17 protein-coding genes and 2 pseudogenes are annotated in these 17,511 nt (G+C 64.4%); 11 read left to right on the top strand and 8 right to left on the bottom strand.

The window, feature by feature from the left end:
- The first annotated feature begins 6 nt into the window (after positions 1-6).
- From aspS to NUH86_RS12315, 4 genes are all read left to right on the top strand, one after another.
- On the top strand, positions 7-1,791 hold the full coding sequence (gene aspS, locus NUH86_RS12330) for an aspartate--tRNA ligase (RefSeq protein ID WP_267249786.1): 1,785 nt from the start codon (positions 7-9) through the stop codon (positions 1,789-1,791).
- Positions 1,792-1,870: 79 nt separating this feature from the next.
- Complete coding sequence (locus tag NUH86_RS12325) at positions 1,871-2,656, top strand: polyphosphate kinase 2 family protein (RefSeq protein WP_267249785.1); 786 nt, start codon at positions 1,871-1,873, stop codon at positions 2,654-2,656.
- Positions 2,657-2,744: 88 nt separating this feature from the next.
- Positions 2,745-4,058: a methyl-accepting chemotaxis protein gene (locus NUH86_RS12320; protein ID WP_267249784.1), complete on the top strand. Its 1,314-nt coding sequence runs from the start codon at positions 2,745-2,747 to the stop codon at positions 4,056-4,058.
- Positions 4,059-4,125: 67 nt separating this feature from the next.
- Positions 4,126-4,311, top strand: a complete 186-nt coding sequence (locus NUH86_RS12315; RefSeq protein WP_267249782.1) for a hypothetical protein — start codon at positions 4,126-4,128, stop codon at positions 4,309-4,311.
- An 84-nt stretch (positions 4,312-4,395) separates the two neighbouring features.
- Here NUH86_RS12315 and greB read toward each other — a convergent pair whose 3' ends face one another.
- On the bottom strand, positions 4,396-4,881 hold the full coding sequence (gene greB, locus NUH86_RS12310; protein WP_267249781.1) for a transcription elongation factor GreB: 486 nt from the start codon (positions 4,879-4,881) through the stop codon (positions 4,396-4,398).
- Between the two features lie 20 nt (positions 4,882-4,901).
- Positions 4,902-6,938 (bottom strand): transglycosylase SLT domain-containing protein, encoded by a 2,037-nt coding sequence (locus NUH86_RS12305; protein ID WP_416365368.1) that lies wholly within the window; start codon positions 6,936-6,938, stop codon positions 4,902-4,904.
- 159 nt (positions 6,939-7,097) lie between these two features.
- On the opposite strand from NUH86_RS12305, the gene dapA reads away from it, so the two are divergent.
- The 6 genes from dapA (at position 7,098) to recA (ending at position 13,247) form a co-directional block, all read left to right on the top strand.
- Entirely contained in the window at positions 7,098-7,976 is an 879-nt protein-coding gene (gene dapA, locus NUH86_RS12300) for a 4-hydroxy-tetrahydrodipicolinate synthase (RefSeq protein ID WP_267249778.1), read from the top strand.
- 115 nt (positions 7,977-8,091) lie between these two features.
- Complete coding sequence (gene smpB, locus NUH86_RS12295) at positions 8,092-8,574, top strand: SsrA-binding protein SmpB (protein ID WP_267249777.1); 483 nt, start codon at positions 8,092-8,094, stop codon at positions 8,572-8,574.
- Positions 8,574-9,167: a DUF2062 domain-containing protein gene (locus NUH86_RS12290; RefSeq protein WP_267249776.1), complete on the top strand. Its 594-nt coding sequence runs from the start codon at positions 8,574-8,576 to the stop codon at positions 9,165-9,167. Before smpB ends, NUH86_RS12290 begins: the two co-directional genes overlap by 1 nt.
- 27 nt (positions 9,168-9,194) lie before the next feature.
- The gene (locus NUH86_RS12285) at positions 9,195-11,624 is read left to right on the top strand and encodes a PAS domain-containing sensor histidine kinase (RefSeq protein ID WP_267249774.1); all 2,430 of its coding nucleotides are present in this window, start codon (positions 9,195-9,197) and stop codon (positions 11,622-11,624) included.
- Between the two features lie 90 nt (positions 11,625-11,714).
- On the top strand, positions 11,715-12,074 hold the full coding sequence (locus NUH86_RS12280; RefSeq protein WP_267249773.1) for a response regulator: 360 nt from the start codon (positions 11,715-11,717) through the stop codon (positions 12,072-12,074).
- A 99-nt stretch (positions 12,075-12,173) separates the two neighbouring features.
- A complete protein-coding gene (recA, locus tag NUH86_RS12275) occupies positions 12,174-13,247 on the top strand; it encodes a recombinase RecA (protein ID WP_323748986.1) in 1,074 nt (357 codons plus the stop codon).
- Positions 13,248-13,444: 197 nt separating this feature from the next.
- Here the strand turns inward: recA and NUH86_RS12270 are convergent.
- Positions 13,445-13,669 (bottom strand): annotated as a pseudogene (locus NUH86_RS12270) (IS481 family transposase); the annotation flags it as partial.
- Positions 13,670-13,777: 108 nt separating this feature from the next.
- Here NUH86_RS12270 and NUH86_RS12265 point away from each other — a divergent pair.
- Positions 13,778-14,114, top strand: a pseudogene (locus NUH86_RS12265) (IS481 family transposase); the annotation flags it as partial.
- Here NUH86_RS12265 and NUH86_RS12260 read toward each other — a convergent pair.
- The 5 genes from NUH86_RS12260 to aroQ all read right to left on the bottom strand — a co-directional run bounded on the left by NUH86_RS12260 (position 14,102) and on the right by aroQ (position 17,470).
- A complete protein-coding gene (locus NUH86_RS12260) occupies positions 14,102-14,584 on the bottom strand; it encodes a hypothetical protein (protein ID WP_267252200.1) in 483 nt (160 codons plus the stop codon). The pseudogene NUH86_RS12265 and the gene NUH86_RS12260 sit on opposite strands and share 13 nt — an antisense overlap.
- Positions 14,585-14,758: 174 nt before the next feature.
- Positions 14,759-15,103 carry an arsenate reductase (glutaredoxin) gene (arsC, locus tag NUH86_RS12255; RefSeq protein WP_267249771.1) on the bottom strand — a complete coding sequence of 115 codons (345 nt, stop codon included), beginning with the start codon at positions 15,101-15,103 and terminating at the stop codon, positions 14,759-14,761.
- Complete coding sequence (accC, locus tag NUH86_RS12250; protein WP_267249770.1) at positions 15,100-16,452, bottom strand: acetyl-CoA carboxylase biotin carboxylase subunit; 1,353 nt, start codon at positions 16,450-16,452, stop codon at positions 15,100-15,102. The genes arsC and accC overlap by 4 nt, the downstream gene beginning before the upstream one ends.
- Positions 16,453-16,466: 14 nt before the next feature.
- Entirely contained in the window at positions 16,467-16,946 is a 480-nt protein-coding gene (gene accB / locus NUH86_RS12245; protein ID WP_267249769.1) for an acetyl-CoA carboxylase biotin carboxyl carrier protein, read from the bottom strand.
- Positions 16,947-17,029: 83 nt separating this feature from the next.
- Positions 17,030-17,470 carry a type II 3-dehydroquinate dehydratase gene (aroQ, locus tag NUH86_RS12240; RefSeq protein ID WP_267249768.1) on the bottom strand — a complete coding sequence of 147 codons (441 nt, stop codon included), beginning with the start codon at positions 17,468-17,470 and terminating at the stop codon, positions 17,030-17,032.
- Between the last annotated feature and the right edge of the window lie 41 nt (positions 17,471-17,511).

Raw genomic sequence — 17,511 nt, 5'->3', positions numbered from 1 at the left:
ATCGCCATGCATGCCTATCGCACCCATAATTGCGGCGCCCTGACCTCGGCCGAAGTCGGCGACGAGGTGCGCGTGTCCGGCTGGGTGCACCGCAAGCGCGACCATGGCGATCTGGTCTTCATCGACCTGCGCGACCATTATGGCATGGTGCAGATCGTCACCGAAGTCGACGGGCCGGTGTTCCAGGTGATCGAATCGCTGCGCGCCGAAAGCGTCGTGACCGTGACCGGCAGGGTCGTCGCCCGCGCCAGGGAGGCCGTGAACCCGAATCTGCCCACCGGGGAGATCGAGATTCGCGCTCTGGACGCCGTGGTGCTTTCCGCCGCCGCCGACCTGCCGCTGCCGGTGGCGGGGGAGCAGGAATATCCCGAGGACATCCGCCTGCGCTACCGCTTCCTCGACCTGCGGCGCGAGACGTTGCACGCGAACATCGTCAAGCGGACGAAGATCATTTCCGACATGCGCCGCCGCATGGAAGGCATCGGCTTCACCGAATATTCGACGCCGATCCTGACCGCGAGCAGCCCCGAAGGCGCACGCGACTTCCTGGTGCCCAGCCGCATCCATCCGGGGAAATTCTACGCCCTGCCGCAGGCGCCGCAGCAATATAAGCAGTTGCTGATGGTCGCGGGCTTCGACCGCTATTTCCAGATCGCGCCCTGCTTCCGCGACGAAGACCCCCGCGCCGACCGCCTGCCGGGCGAATTCTACCAGCTCGACCTCGAGATGAGCTTCGTCACGCAGGAAGATGTGTGGAACACCATGGAACCGGTGATCGCGCAGGTGTTCGAGCAGTTCGCCGACGGCAAGCCGGTGACTCCCGCCGGCAGCTTCCCGCGCATCCCCCATGCCGAAGCGATGCTGAAATATGGCAGCGACAAGCCCGATCTGCGCAACCCGATCCTGATCACCGACGTCACCGATCATTTCGTGGAGTCGGGCTTCGGCATCTTCGCCTCGCTGGTGGAGAGCGGCAGCGTGATCCGCGCCATCCCGGCGCCGGGTGCTGGCGCTGGCAGCCGGAAATTCTTCGACGACATGAACAATTGGGCGCGGACCGAAGGTTATTCGGGCCTTGGCTATATCAACATCAAGGATGGCGTGCCCGGCGGCCCCATCGCCAAGAATCATGGCGAGGAGCGGACGGCCAAGCTGATCGAGGCGCTGGGGCTGGGACCGAATGACGGCGTGTTCTTCGCGGCGGGCAAGGAAAGCCAGGCGGCGAAGCTGGCGGGTCTGGCGCGGATTCGGGTGGGCGAGCAGCTCGACCTGATCGACAAGGACCGGTTCGAACTGTGCTGGATCGTCGACTTCCCCTTCTACGAATATGATGAGGACACCAAGTCGATCGACTTCGCGCATAACCCCTTCTCCATGCCGCAGGGCGGGCTTGACGCGCTGAACGATCAGGATCCGCTGACGATCAACGCCTATCAGTACGACATGGTCTGCAATGGTTATGAAATCGCTTCGGGTTCGATCCGCAACCAGTCGCCGGAACTGATGGTCAAGGCGTTCGAGAAGGTGGGTCTCAGCCAGGCCGATGTGGAGGAACGTTTCGGCGGGCTTTACCGGGCGTTCCAATATGGCGCGCCGCCGCATGGCGGGATGGCGGCAGGTGTCGACCGCATCGTGATGCTGCTCTGCGGGGCGCAGAATCTGCGGGAGGTCACGCTGTTCCCAATGAACCAGCGCGCAGAAGACCTGCTGATGGGCGCGCCCAGCGCGGCGGAGTTCAAGCAGTTGCGGGAACTGAGCATCCGGGTCGTGGAGCCGCAGACGAAGGCCTGACCGCTTTCATTCGTCCCTTGTTAAAGCCCCGCCCCCATAGTCTAACGGGGGCGGGGCTTTGCTTTTGCCGGAGGGACGGATGGCCATCGACCTTGCCGATTATGAGAAGGGCGCGAAGTTCAAGGGCGACTATGAGGCGACATTGGCCGAATTGCAGAAACGGCTCGCCAAGATTCAGGTCGCGCACATCATCCACGACCGGCGCAGCGTCATCCTGCTCGAAGGGTGGGACGCGGCGGGCAAGGGCGGCATCATCAAGCGCATGACCGCGCAATGGGATCCGCGCTATTACAGGGTCCATCCGATCTCCGCGCCGACCGAGGAGGAGGGCGACCGGCATTTCCTCTGGCGTTTCTGGACACGGCTGCCGGCGGGGCGCAACATCGCGATCTTCGACCGGAGCTGGTATGGCCGGGTGCTGGTCGAGCGGGTGGAGGGCTTCTGCTCCAAGGGCGAATGGAAGCGCGCCTATGAGGAGATCAACGCCTTCGAAAAGCAGCAGGTCGATGCCGGGACCAACATCGTCAAACTGTTCGTCCACATTACGCAGGAGGTGCAGGACGAACAGCTTGCGCAGCGGCTCGACACACCCTGGAAGCGGTGGAAAACGGGTGCTGAAGATTATCGCAACCGGGCGAAGCGGGCGGACTATCTGGGCGCCATGCACGACATGTTCCGCAAGACCGATACGAAGGCGGCGCCCTGGCAGGCGATCGACAATAATCATCGCGGCGCCGGGCGGATCGCGGCCCTGGATCATGTGGCCAGGCGATTGGAAAAGCTGGTCCCGATGGATTTTCCGGAGGCCGACCCGGAAGTCGTGAAGCTGGCCGCCAAGGCCTATGGTTATAAGAAAATATCGTAAAAACAATCATTTGTAACAAAATTGTCATCAAATCCTAACGGCTCGTTTACCATTAGGGGCTTATTCGGCGTTTATGTACGCGCCGCCAATGCTCGACCGATCCCCGCGGACGCCGATCCCGCCCCATGGGACGGGCCTTGTTCCCGTGACGCCCAGTCCGGCGATCCGGTTGGGGCGGCCGCTCAGCGAGGCGGTCGATCATTTCCAGCATGACCCCGCGCTGCGGCTGCTGCCGGTGCTGGATGGGGCGGACCGGCCGGTGGGCGCGATATACGAGCGTGACATGCGGCGCATCCTGTTCAATCCCTTCGGTCATGCGCTGTTGCGCAATCCCAGTTTCGGCGGGCGGCTGGACGATCATGTGCGGCCTTGCGCGACGGTCGAGCGGCGCGCCAGCATAGAGACGCTGATCGACCTTTATGCCGCGCAGGGGCAGGGTTGCGAAGGGCTGATCGTGGTGGATGGCGACTGCTATGCCGGGATTGCCGGAGGGCAGCTTCTGCTCAAGCTGGCGGCGGAGCGGGATGCGCAGGTGGCGCTGGCGCGGGTCGAACGGCTGGAAATGGTGACACGTGAGAGTGCGACCTTCCGGGGCGATATCCAGACTCTGATCGCGGACCTTGTGTCCATGGCGGACATGCTCTCACGGCTGGCGGAGGATGCGGCGGAGCGGTCGGCGCATAATGGCCATGCTTCGGCGGGCATGGCGGTGGCGGCGGCCCAGACGGCGGACAATCTGTCAGGCATCGCGGCGTCCGGACGGGAATTGGGGCTGCTGTTCCAGTCGATGGAGGAGGAAGTGCGCGAGGCGGGAGCCGCCATTCGCGACGCCGTCGACCAGACGCAATCGGGCGCGGCGCAGACGCGGACGCTGAGTGCGCAGGCCGACGGGATCGGTGAAGTGACCGCGCTGATCGACGCGATTGCGCGGGCGACGACGACCTTGGCGCTCAATGCGGGGATCGAGGCGGCGCGCGCAGGGGATGCCGGGCGGGGTTTTGCAGTGGTCGCGCGGGAAGTGAAATCGCTCGCCGGGCAGACTCGCGACGCGGCGGCGGAGATTGCGCGGCGGATCGACCATATCCGCGCCACGGTCTGCCATGTGGCGCAGGGCCATGCGCACATGGATGCGGCGATCGCGACGGCCGACCGGCTGTCGGCTTCCGTATTCCAGGCGGTGGCGCGCCACGGCGCTTTCAGCCGGGCGATCGCAGGCAGCGTGGAGGAGGCGGGGGAGGCCAGCGGGCACATCCGCGCCAGCGCCAGCCAGATCAGCGTCAATGCGGGCGCGGCGGTGGAAGGTGCACGGGCCATGCGTGACGCGGCGAGCCGTCTGTCGGACGAAGCGCACCGGCTGGATGATCGCGCCAGCGCGTTCATCCGGGCGATTCAGGCGGCGTAACCGGAAAAGGGCTGGCTTCGGACGGGTTTCGGGTTAGGCTCTCCTTCCATCAAGAAGGAGAGGATGCATGCTCGTCATGTTCGTTGGCGCCGACCGGACCGAAACCGCCGTCAATGCCGCGCAGGTCACCTTCGTTTCATCGGTCACAGACGGGACACGCATTCGTTTCGGAGAGGGACGCAGCGTGACGGTGGTCGAACCGATCGCCGAGGTGATGGAGCGGCTCAACGTGATATTGCGGCGGGATGATTAGCGGGGATGCTTCGACGGTTTTGGGTAGTCAGCCGTCGTTCCCCCTCCCGTTTACGGGAGGGGAATGCCTTGGATTGGCCCGTCATCACTCCGGATAGCTGATCGCCATCACCTCATATTCCTTCTCCCCCGCCGGGAGCGTCACGCGGCGCAGGTCGCCGACTGCCGCGCCGCGCAGGGCGCGGGCGATGGGGGTGGTCCAGCCGATGCGGCCTGCGCTGGCCTCCGTCTCGTCATTGCCGACCAGGGTGACGGTGCGGTGCTTGTCGTCCTCGTCCGCGATGGTGACGGTGGCGCCGAAATAGACCTTGCTCTTGTCGGGCTGCTGGCGCGGATCGACGACCTTGGCGTCCTTCATCTTGCGGGACAGGCGCTTCAATTGCCCGTCGATCTCGCGCATCCGCTTGCGGCCGTAGAGATAGTCGCCATTTTCGCTGCGGTCGCCATTGCCCGCGGCCCAGCTTACCACTTCCACGATCTTCGGACGCTCGACGCCGAGCAACTGGTCATATTCGGCGCGCAGCTTCGCGAAGCCTTCGGGGGTGATGTAATTGGGGTGGGCGGTGCTCATGCCCAGCCCATAAACCAAGTTCAGCCCGGTGTCTGCTTGCCGAGATATCTGGACAGCGGCGTCGACGTTCCCCGGAAACGGGCGCGCCCAGGGTTCATCGCCTCATAGACCACCGCATTTTCCAGCACGCGCTGGACATAGTTGCGCGTCTCGAAGAGCGGGATCTGCTCGATCCAGCGCAGCATGTCGGCGCCCGGCAAGCGGGGGTCGCCATTGGCGGCGATCCAGCGGTTCACATTGCCCGGCCCGGCATTATAGGCCGCGACCGCCAGCGGATAGCTGCCGCCATAATAGTTGAGCATCCGCTGGAAATAGGAGGAGCCGAGCATGATGTTGTAGCTGGGATCGTTGAGCGCGCTGGCATCATAGCTCAAGCCCAGCTTGCCCGCCTGCTCGCGCGCCGTGCCGGGCATCAACTGCATCAGGCCGCGGGCGCCCGCATGGCTGACGATCTGCCGGTCGAACTGGCTTTCCTGCCGGGCGATGGCGTGCACCATGGTCCAGTTGGATTGCGCTTCGGATGGCACGGGCACGCGGGGGAAGGCGCTTTCCCCATAGCCGGTGAGGCCGCTCGACACGGCGCGGCGGCCGACCATAACGCCCATGTCGGGGCGGCCGATGCTCTGCGCCAGTTCCACCGCCAGATAATGGTCGGCGTCGCTGTCGGCATTGTTCGCGATGGCGCGGGCGAATTTGCTCTGATCCTCCCAATAACCCATCTGGCCCAGCGCCTTCACCGCGCGGACGACCGAGCGATTGGCGAAGGCGGCGCGCTCCGCCGCGGAGATTTCGACCGGGCGCTCGACAGCGGCAGGGGCGGGGATGGGGCTGCCCAGCCGCTCAAGCGCGAGTTGGCCGTAAAACTGGTCCGGGAAGGCGCCGGCACGGGTGAAATAGCTGTTCGCCGTTGCGGCGTCGCCCGCCTGGAGCGCGGCGCGGCCCGCCCAATAGAAGCCCTTGGACTGGGTCTGCGGCGATTTGGCGGCGGTGGCGTAGCGGCGGAACATCTCCACCGCGTCCTTCGGCTTGTTGAGATTGTAGAAGGCCGTCGACCCTGCCAGCCAGGCGAGGCTGGTATAATCGTCGCGCTCGCCGATGGGCCGCGTGTTGACGTCGGTGCCGGGCAGATAGGCGTCGTCCAGCTTGCTGGCGATGCCGTAGGCGAAGCTCCACTGGCTGTCGTTCGCGGCGGCGCGGGCCTGGGTCAGCAGCACCTCATACCATTTTTCCGCATCGCCCGGCCGGAAGGTCAACGCCGGGCGGTTGGCGAGATATTGGCGTCCGGCGATCCAGTTGCCGGTGTTGAGCAGCCAGCTTGCCTTGTCCGCAATGAAGCCCGCGTCGGTCGCGCCCACGGCTTCGGCCAGTTGCATCTTCGCCGCGGCGTCGGGCGCCTTCTGGCGGAGGGCGATGCGCGCATCATAGACCGGGCGGCGGGCGGGGGAGACATAGGCCAGCATCCGCTGCGCGCCGAACATGTCGCCCTTCCACAGCAGGGCGTCGGCGCGCAGGTCATGCTCCACCGAGGTCCAGCCGGAGCCGAAGAGCGAGAGCAGCCGCGTTTCGTCATCGGGCGAGAGCGTGCCGCCGACCCAGGCGTTGCGCGCCGCGATCCGGGCTTCGCCGGTGCGGCCCTGCTGCAACAACGCCAGCGCGTAACGGGCGTTGCCGGTCGCGGTGCGCGGCGGGAAGCGGGCGAAGAAGGCGACGACTTGCCCCGGATCGTAGCTGTTGGGGTTGATGCCCGTTTCCGCCAGCCGCCGCATCCGGTCCTCGCCCGGCCAGCCGGGGTTCGCCATGATGAAACTCATATAGGTCGAAGCCCCCAGCCCGTCGCTCTGCTGAAGCGCGCGCCACTGGCTGATCGTGCCGGAGATGGCGGGATCGCTCGCCACGCCGATTCGGCTTTGCGCCTGCTGCCAGGGACTCGGCTCCGTAGAGCGGGGAATCGGCTGCACGACCGCGCCCCGCGGATAGGCCGAAGCGGGCGGAGGCGCGGGCGTCTCCGTCTGGGCGCTGGCACCTGCGGTGAAAAGGAGAAGGGCAATCAAGGGCATACGAATCATGACAGTTTCAGAAGAGGAGGGCGACAGCCTACTAGACATGATCGCAAATGCATCCTTATCAGGCCATGAATGACGCGCTATAGCGCGCCGTTCGTGTATTTGACGCTATGATGCCCCGGAATCCCGGTGAATTGAAGGAGTTTCTTTGCCATGTTTTCCGGGTCGATTCCGGCGCTGATCACACCCTTTCGCGACGGGGCGGTGGATGAGGCGGCTTTTCGCGCCTTTGTCGACTGGCAGATCGAGGAAGGCAGCAGCGCGCTCGTTCCCTGCGGCACCACCGGGGAAAGCGCGACCATGACGGTCGAGGAGCATAATCGCGTCATCGCCATCTGCGTTGACCAGGCGGCGGGCCGCGTGCCGGTGATTGCGGGCTGCGGGTCGAACGACACGCGAATCGCGCTGGAACATATGTTCGCGGCGCAGGCGGCGGGCGCCGATGCGGCGCTGGTGGTCGCGCCCTATTACAACAAGCCCAATCAGGAGGGGGTCTATCAGCATTTCGCCTATCTGGCGGAGCGCTGCTCCCTGCCGATCCTGCTCTACAATGTGCCCAGCCGCACCATCACCGATATCGGCGTGCCGGTGATCCACCGCCTGTCGGAGGAATTTCAGACTATCGTCGGCATCAAGGACGCCACCGGGAATCTGGGGCGGGTCACCGCGCAGCGTCTCGCCTGCCGTCCCGACTTCTGCCAGCTTTCCGGGAATGACGAAACCGCGCTGGGATTCAACGCCATGGGGGGGAAGGGCTGCATTTCGGTCACGGCCAATGTCGCGCCGCGCCTGTGCGCCGATTTCCAGAAAGCGATTGCGAGCGGCGATTGGGATGGTGCCTTGGCGCTCCAGGATCGTCTCTATCCGCTGCACGATGCCCTGTTCAGCGACTCTTCACCCGGCCCGGTCAAATATGCCCTTACGCGCGTCCGGCCCGACATGCCCGGCGACGTCCGACTGCCGATCACCTGGCCGACGGAATCGAGCCGCGCCGCTGTCGACCGGGCTTTGGAGATCGCCGGACTGGTATAAGGCCGCGCCGTCCCCATATCCTGTCCTTTCGGGACGCGTGCCTGGAATAAGGACCGGGCGCGGTGCGTCCGGGATGCAACTGCGCTCGACACGAACGGAAGTTTAGAAAAGACTGATGGCCCGTCCCCGTCCCGAAGCCTTCGACAAGAAGAAGATCGTCGCCGAAAACCGGCGTGCGCGTTTCGAATATTTCCTGGAGGATGTGTTCGAGGCGGGCATCGCCCTGCAAGGAACCGAGGTCAAATCGCTGCGCTTTGGCGAGGGCAATATCGCGGAAAGCTATGCCGAGGTGAAGGGCGAGCAGGTGTGGCTGGTCAACAGCAACATCCCCGAATTCAGTCATGGGAACCGCTTCAATCATGAACCGAAGCGCCCCCGCAAGCTGTTGCTGCACGAGCGGGAGATCGCCCGCATGCACGGCGCGGTGGAGCGCAAGGGCATGACGCTGGTGCCGCTGTCGATCTATTTCAACAGCCGGGGCAAGGCGAAGGTCGAACTGGCGCTGGCCAAGGGCAAGAAGACCCATGACAAGCGCGAAACGATCAAGGAACGCGACTGGAAGCGCGATCAGCAGCGCATCATGAAGGCGCATGGCTGATGGATAACAGGCTCAGTCGCTGGTGGCATGCCAATGCCCCGACCCGCGAGTCTCTGGAGGAAAACCGCTTTTTGGCCCCGGTCGCGCATCGGGTGCTGGAGCCTTCCTTGTGGCGTTTTACCCGGCGGTCGGTGCCGCGTGGCGTGGCGCTGGGGTTGCTGGTCGGCATCTTCCTGCTGATCCCCGGCGTGCAGATTGCGGGCGCGGCGCTGCTGGCGCTGCCGTTTCGGGCGAATATCCCGCTGGCGGCGGCGATGACCTTTCTTTCCAATCCGGCGACGACACCGCTGTTCCTGATGGCATCGGTCTGGATGGGCAACTGGATGCTGGGGCGGACGGCGGATGCCTCCGGCTTCATGGCGCTGGTCGACAAGCATGCCTCCATCCGCGACTGGTGCGCCTGGCTCTTTTCCGAAGCGGCGCCGGCGATGCTGGTGGGGCTGGCGCTGATTTCGCTGGCTTTCGCGGTGGTCGGCTATTTCCTGGCCGACTGGATCTGGCGCCATCGCATGGGCCGGAAATGGCATGCGCGCAAATTGAGGATTGGCAAGGCACGCGAAAGCAGCGCATTGGAGGAAATCGCTTCGGCCTGATGCCGGGGACGAGGCAATCCATTGTGAATGCAGGGGGCGCGTGTGATCAGGGATGGAGACGCTTGGGCGGCTGACCGGCCATCGCCTCTGGGTCTGCCCCTGCTGATCGGATTGGCGCTGATTTCCGCCGGGCTGGTCGTCTATGCCGTCGGGAACTGGACGCTGGGCGCTGGATTCGGCGCCGCGGTGTTGGCCGGGGCGGCTCTGCTGAGCTGGTATCGCAAGCTCCATCCGCAGGAAGCGGCGGTGGGAGAGGCGGTGCCTGACTGGACAGTGGCGCGGGCGGCGGCGGACGCATCCAGCATGGCGATCGCCGTCACCGACCGCGCCGGACGGCTGGTCTGCGCCAGCGATTTGTTCGGGGAGTGGTTCCCCGGATTTCCCACGCCGCCGCTCATCACCGGCGATGCCGCCCTGGCCGACCATCTGGGCAATGCCGCCCGCGCCGCCTGGCGCGATGGCGAGGCGCGGGTCGAGGGGATCGTTCAGGGCGCGTTGCGGCTGGACGCCTTCATCGGCCGCACGGGCCGGTCGGAGGATTATCTGCTGTGGCGCTTTTCGCCGGTGCGCCAGCCCAGCGCGCTGGACGACGTGTATCGCCTGCTGACCGGGGAGGCCGGGCGCCAATTGGGCGAAGCGGGCATCATGGCGGTGATGATCGGCGGCGAAGGGCGCATCCGGGCGGCCAATGGCGCCTTCCTGCTGCGCGCCGCCGGACGGATCGATGCCAACATCACCGGGCGCGATTTCGCCGCGCATATGCGAGTGGACGACAAGGCCCGGCTGTTCCTGGCGCGGGAGGAATCGGGCGGCATTCCGCTGCGGCTGTTGCAAGTGCCGTTGAAGCGCGCGGCTCAGCCGGTCGGTGCGCAATCGGGCGCGCAGGATGGACCGATGCTGCTGCTGTTGATCGATGAACCGGCGGGCAATGCGGGCGGGACATCGGCGCTTTCCTATATCGAGACGCTGCTGTCGCTGCTGCCCTTTGGTCTGGCCATGGCGGATCGCGACGGGCGGGTGCTGTTCCTCAACAAGGCCTTTTCGCGGGCGGCGGGCCTCAAGGAAGGCGAGAAGCCGAGCTATCCGGGCGATCTGGTCGTGCGGGAGGATCAGGCGGCGGTGGCCGACGCGGTGCGGCGCTTTGCCGTGGGCCCGCAAATGTCGGGCGACGTGGCCGTGCGCATGCGCGAGCAGCCCGACGAGCCGATCGCGCTCAGCCTGGCGGGCGTGCGCGGGCTGGGGGAGGCGGCAGTGCTGCTGTCCCTCAAGGACAATAGCGAGGAGAGCAAGCTCAAGCGACAGGTGGCGCAGGCGACCAAGATGCAGGCCATCGGCCAGCTTGCGGGCGGCGTGGCGCATGACTTCAACAATATCCTGACCGCGATCATCGGCCATTGCGACCTGATGCTGATGCGCCATACGCCCGGCGACAGCGACTATGACGACATTCAGCAGATCAAGTCGAACAGCAACCGGGCGGCGGGGCTGACGCGGCAATTGCTGGCCTTTTCCCGCCAGCAGACGTTGCGGCCGCAGATATTGCAATTGCCCGACATCGTCGCGGACGTCTCCAACCTGCTGAAGCGCCTGCTGGGCGAGAGCGTGAAGCTGGAAGTCACCCATGGCCGCAACCTGGGCGCGGTACGGGCGGATCCCGGCCAGTTGGAGCAGGTGATCGTCAATCTGGCCGTCAACGCCCGTGACGCCATGCCGGACGGGGGCACGCTCAACATCCAGACCTATGCCGTGCCTGCCGCCAAGGTGCGGGAGATGCGGTCGGACATATTGCCGCCCGCCGACTATACGGCGGTGCGGGTGTCGGACACGGGCCTGGGCATTCCGCCCGACATCCTGTCGAAGATTTTCGAGCCTTTCTTCACCACCAAGGAACTGGGCAAGGGGACGGGCCTTGGCCTCTCCACCGTCTACGGCATCGTCAAGCAGTCGGGCGGGTTCATCTTCGCGGAGTCGGAACTGGGGCGCGGGGCGAGCTTCGTCATCTACCTGCCGGTCTATCAGGGCGCCGATGCCGATCAGGCCGCCCAGCCCAAGGCGCCTGTCCGTCGCAGCGAAACCTGGGGCACCGGCACGGTGCTGCTGGTGGAGGATGAGGATATGGTGCGCGCCGTCGCCGAACGCGCTTTGACGCGGCAGGGCTATAAGGTGCTGACCGCCAATGACGGCGAGCAGGGGCTGGAGGTGCTCAATGGCGGGGAGAAGATCGACCTGCTCATTTCCGACGTGGTGATGCCGAACATGGACGGCCCGTCCATGGTGGCGCGGGCCAGGGCCGCCCATCCCGACCTGCCGGTGCTTTTCATGTCGGGATATGCGGAGGAACAGTTGCGCAAATCGATCGACATCGCCAATGTCGCTTTTCTGCCAAAACCCTTTTCCGTCAGTCAGTTGGCGGAAGCGGCACGGGATGCACTGGCGACGCGACCGACGGCGGAATGAAGTGGGGAATGAACTTCTCCGTCCCTTCGGCGATTATGCTGGGGGAAACCGCGTCAGGGGCGATGGGAGGCATAATTGGGGACCGCAAGCATGTCTGACGGCAAGACCATCCTGATCGTCGAAGATGAAGCAATGATCGGCATGATGCTGGAGGATTATCTCGACACGTTGGGATACCGGCTGCACGCCATTGCCGAGTCGGTCGATGAGGCTTGCGCCAAGGCGCGAGAGGGCGGGTTCGACGCGGCGCTGCTCGACTGCAACCTGCATGGCGAGAAAAGCTGGCCGGTGGCGGACATATTGGCGCAGAGCGGCATCCCCTTCATCTTCGCGACGGGCGGCATGGCCGACGATCTGCCCACCGGTCACGCGACCCGGCCGACCTTGGCCAAGCCCTTCACGATCGGCGCGGTCGAACGGGCGCTGAACAAGGCCCTGGGGGTCGGATAAGAAATTTCCGTTCCCCTCTTGTTCCATTAGAACAAACAGGATACATGGTGGCCACGCGCCACATGAATCGGCGTGTTCCGCTTGACAGGGGATAGGCCGATGACCGCAATGCTCTCACTCATCGATTCCAAGAAGACAGGGACAATGGACAGACAGAAAGCATTGGAAGCGGCCCTTTCCCAGATCGACCGTGCCTTTGGCAAGGGTTCGGCGATGAAGCTGGGCAGCCGCGAGAAGATTGAGATCGAATCGATCTCGACCGGATCGTTGGGGCTGGACATCGCGCTCGGCATCGGCGGCCTGCCGCGTGGGCGCATCGTGGAAATTTACGGCCCGGAAAGTTCGGGCAAGACCACCCTGGCGTTGCACGCCATTGCCGAAGCGCAGAAGATCGGCGGCATCGCGGCCTTCGTTGACGCGGAACATGCGCTCGACCCCGGTTATGCCAAGAAGCTGGGCGTCGATATCGACGAACTGATCGTATCGCAGCCCGACACCGGCGAACAGGCGCTGGAGATCGTGGACACGCTGGTGCGGTCGAATGCGATCGACGTGCTGGTGATCGACTCGGTCGCGGCGCTGGTGCCGCGCGCCGAAATCGAGGGCGAGATGGGCGACAGCCATGTCGGCCTGCAGGCCCGCCTGATGAGCCAGGCGCTGCGCAAGCTGACCGGCTCCATCTCCCGCTCGCGCTGTCTGGTGATCTTCATCAACCAGGTTCGCATGAAGATCGGCGTCATGTACGGCAATCCGGAAACGACGACCGGCGGCAATGCGCTCAAATTCTACGCCTCGGTTCGCCTCGACATCCGCCGCACCGGCCAGATCAAGGACCGCGAGGACATTGTCGGCAATGCGACCCGTGTGAAGGTGGTCAAGAACAAGGTTGCCCCACCCTTCAAGCAGGTCGAATTCGACATCATGTATGGCGAGGGCGTGTCCAAGATCGGCGAACTGCTCGACATCGGCGTGAAGGCCGGGCTGGTCGAGAAGTCGGGTGCCTGGTTCTCCTATGACTCGGTCCGCATCGGCCAGGGTCGGGAAAATGCGAAAACCTATCTGAAAGAACATCCCGAAATGGCGGAACGCCTGGAAAAGGCGATCCGCGGCAAGACCGAGGAAGTCGCCGAAGGGATGATGGCCGGACCCGAAGCGGAGGATGATGGCGAATAAGCACTGACAGCCCTTCGGCCAGATCAGCCGGAGAGTTCCAGCGCGGCACTGCCCGCCTGCTGCTTCACGCACTGAAAAGGCCCGCTGCGCGACTGGCGTAGCGGGCCTTTTACCGTTGCGGTCGAATGCGATTTCGTGGCGGGCTGGTTGGTGAACGGGGTGCCATTGTCTGTCAGCACGGTGTGAATGGCGTAAGGCAGGCAGTGATGCAGGGACGAGCGCGGCAGGCGCGGGATATTCGCCTGCAAGACGTGGAGACAGTCGTCCTATGGGAGCAATATGTGCTTGCGGACGTGACGATAATCGCCTCATTCTCGATACTCAGCACCGTCGAATGAACATCGGTGGGGCCAGTTGGGAAAATCCTCGACTGCCGTGCGCTTTTTCCCCTTGGCGACGCTCTTCTGGTTGATCCCGTACCCTCTTGGACAAGGCGCCAAACTACTCCTGCCTCCCGTTAAGGGATGTCCTAGGTGTTTGATCCCAGGGTTTAATGGTGCATTATTCACTGTCATCTGGCAGGAAGCGCTATGGGCCAGGTACTCCATGGGAGCGCCACAACGACTGAGGCAGTGCGTCGAGCGATACAGCATAGTCAAGCGAGCCTAAGGACGCTGGCCAAGCGCTACGGCATCAACCAGAAGACCGTCGCCAAGTAGGAAGAAGCGGACTGCCCCCGCCGATCTACCCACCGGCCCCAAGGTCGCGAGATCGACCGTGCTGTCAATCGAGGAGGAAGCGGTGATCGTCGCCTTCCGCCGGCACACGCTGCTTCCGCTGGACGACTGCCTCTATGCCCTGCAGGCCAGCATTCCGCACCTGACGCGCTCGTCACTGCACCGCTGTCTCCAACGTCACGGCATCTCGCCCCGGCGGCAGCGGCCATGCGTGCGGGTCATGTTGGTTTTGGCCCACGTCTCATCGATGAAGACGAGCCTGCGCGGATCGAGCCGACCCTGATATCGTTTCCAGCTCGCCCGTCGGCGGGCAACGTCACGCCGATCCTGTTCGCTGGGCAGCACGCTTTTTTTGAAGCTGATACCTTCGCCGATGAAGAAGCGCGATAGCATGCTCGTGTCCGCACGGACCCCCCGCTCGACCAAAAGCTTTGCTGACAGGGCCGACAGCGTGATGTCCGGCTCGGTCGCGATCGCCGCCAGAAGCCAGTCTCGTTCGGGCTTCACCTTCGATGGACGATGCCCGCCCGTTCCCGCACAGCGCCGGTCACCAACGCGCTCGTAGCGCTGCGCCCACTTGATCGCTGATGCCTCGCTCACGCCAAAACGGCGTGAGGCCGAGCGTCGGCTCTCGCCGCCCCGCACCACAGCGTCGACCACCCGATCTCGCAAATCTTGAGAATAGGATCGTGGCATAAGGGCTGGCCTCCATACCCAGCCCTCAGCTTGAATCACATCCAAACAGCCTTGGAAATCCCGCAATTCAATCTATTCACCGAAGGCTCTAACTGATCGGCAGAAGCTATGTAGACTGGGAGCCGCAGAACATATCCCTTAGAGGACTTCGCTCACCCGTTCCGGCGGCCGCGCAATCACTGCGCCCTTCTCCGTGATGACGATGGCGCGTTCGATCAGGATCGGGCGCTGCGCCATCGCGTCGAGGACAGCCTTGTCGTTCGTGACGTCAAGGCCGATTTCCTTCACCACAGCTTCGCCCTTCCGGACGGCTTCGGAGGGGCGGACGCCCGCCTTGGCCAGCACCGTTTCGATTTCGGCGCGGCTGGGCGGGGTCTTCAGATATTCCACCACCTCGACCTCAACCCCCGGCGTCCCTTCCAGGATCGCCAGCGCGGCCCTCGATTTCGAGCAGCGTGGGTTGTGCCAGATGGTGGCCTTCACGCCTGCTCGTCCTTCGCCAGCCAATCCTCCAGCCACTTGATCGTATAGTCGCCGTTGAGGAAATCCGGGTCGGTCAGCAGCTTCTGGTGGAGCGGGATCGTGGTCTTCATGCCCTCGATCACATATTCCTCCAGCGCGCGCTTGAGGCGCATGATGCAGCCTTCGCGGGTGCGGCCATAGACGATCAGCTTGCCGATCATGCTGTCATAATAAGGCGGCACCTTATAGCCCTGATACAACCCGCTATCGACGCGGACATGCATGCCGCCCGGCACATGATAGCTGGTGACGGTTCCCGGCGACGGCGCGAAGGTGCGGGGATCTTCGGCATTGATGCGGCATTCGATGGCGTGGCCGGAGAAGACCAGATCCTTCTGCTCGACCGACAGCGGCCTGCCCTCCGCCACGCGGATCTGTTCGCGGACCAGGTCGACGCCGGTGATCATCTCCGTCACCGGATGTTCCACCTGCAGGCGGGTGTTCATCTCGATGAAGTAGAATTCGCCATCTTCCCACAGGAATTCGATCGTGCCCGCGCCGCGATAGCCCATGTCGGCCATCGCCTTGCGCACCACTTCGCCCATCCGGTCGCGCTCGGCGGCGGAAAGGACGGGGGAAGGCGCTTCCTCCAGCACCTTCTGGTGGCGGCGCTGGAGCGAGCAGTCGCGCTCGCCCAGATGGATCGCATTGCCGTTGCCGTCGCCGAAGACCTGGAATTCGATATGCCGGGGGTTGCCCAGATATTTTTCCATATAGACGGTGTCGTCGCCAAAGGCTGCCTTCGCTTCCGAACCCGCCTGCTTCATCGACGTTTCGAGCAGGTCTTCGGATGGCACGACCTTCATGCCGCGACCGCCGCCGCCCGACGCGGCCTTGATGAGGACGGGATAGCCGATCTTCGCGGCCACTTCCTTCGCTTCCTCGATGCTGCTGAGCGCGCCGTCGGAGCCGGGGACCAGCGGCAGGCCGAGCGCGCCCGCGGTGCGCTTCGCCTCCACCTTGTCGCCCATGATGCGGATATGTTCGGGCTTCGGCCCTACGAAGGCGATGTTGTGCGCCTCCACGATTTCCGCGAACTGGGCATTTTCCGACAGGAAGCCGTAGCCCGGATGGATCGCGTCCGCGCCGGAGATTTCGGCGGCGGAGATGATCGCGGCGACGTTCAGATAGCTGTCCTTGGCCGCGGGCGGGCCGATGCAGATCGCCTCGTCGGCAAGGCGCACATGCATGGCGTCGGCGTCGGCGGTCGAATGGACCGCCACCGTCTTGATGCCCATTTCATGGCAGGCGCGATGGATGCGCAGGGCGATTTCGCCCCGGTTTGCGATCAGCAGCTTTTCGATGGCCATAAGATTGCGCGGCCTTATTCGATGACGATCAGCGGCTGGTCATATTCGACCGGCTGGCCGTTATCGACCAGCACGGCCTTTACCGTGCCGGCATGGGGCGCGGTGATGGCGTTCATGACCTTCATGGCTTCGACGATCAGGACGGTATCGCCCGCCTTCACGGTCGAACCGATGGCGGCATAGGGCGCGGCGCCGGGTTCGGCGGCGAGATAGGCGGTGCCGACGATGGGCGAGCGGATCGCATTGGCGGCCGCGGCAGGGGTGGCGGCCTCCGCAGGAGCGGCGGCGGCGACCGGGGCGGCGGTCACCGGAGCGGGCGCGGCGATATAGGCCGGCGCGCCATGGCCGTTGCCGGCCTTCCGCGCGACGCGAATCTTGCGGTCGCCGTCCTCCACCTCGATTTCCGTCAGGTTGGTGTCATCGAGAAGGGCGGCGAGATCGCGCACCAGTTGAACATCCACCTGCATTGCGCCCTTTTCAGCCTTGTCGTTCATTATGTGTCCCTGGACGGTGAATTTCGTTTCTGACGGTCGCGCCTATGCGCATTTCAGGCGAAGCGCAACTTTTGAGCGATGAGCTACAGTTCGAGGGCAGCCTCCAGCGCCAGCATATAGGACATCGCGCCGAAGCCCGCGATGGTTCCCTTCGCCGCCATGCCGACATAGCTTTTGTGGCGAAAAGGCTCGCGCGCGTGAGGGTTGGAAAGGTGGATTTCGATCACCGGAACCGTGATGCCCTTGATCGCATCGTGCAGCGCGATGGAGGTGTGGGTAAGGCCGCCGGGATTGATGAGCACGGCATGGGCACCCTCCGCATGCGCCTCCTGCAGCCAGTCGATCAGATGGCCTTCATGGTTGGACTGGCGGAAATCGATCTCGACATGGGCGCGGCCAGCGGCGTCCTCCATCCGCTCGGCGATGTCGTCCAGCGTGTCGTAGCCGTAGATTTCCGGCTCGCGCGTGCCCAGCATGTTGAGATTGGGACCGTTCAGGACATAGATTTTGCGCGTTTCGGCCATGGCGGTCCCCTTATGGTTGCGAGCGGGGCACTGCAGCCCCT

This window comes from Sphingobium sp. JS3065, from assembly GCF_026427355.1.
In the GTDB taxonomy this organism is placed as follows: domain Bacteria; phylum Pseudomonadota; class Alphaproteobacteria; order Sphingomonadales; family Sphingomonadaceae; genus Sphingobium.
The sequence above is the reverse complement of the archived record's forward strand: the minus strand, read 5'-3'. Positions and strand labels throughout refer to the sequence as shown.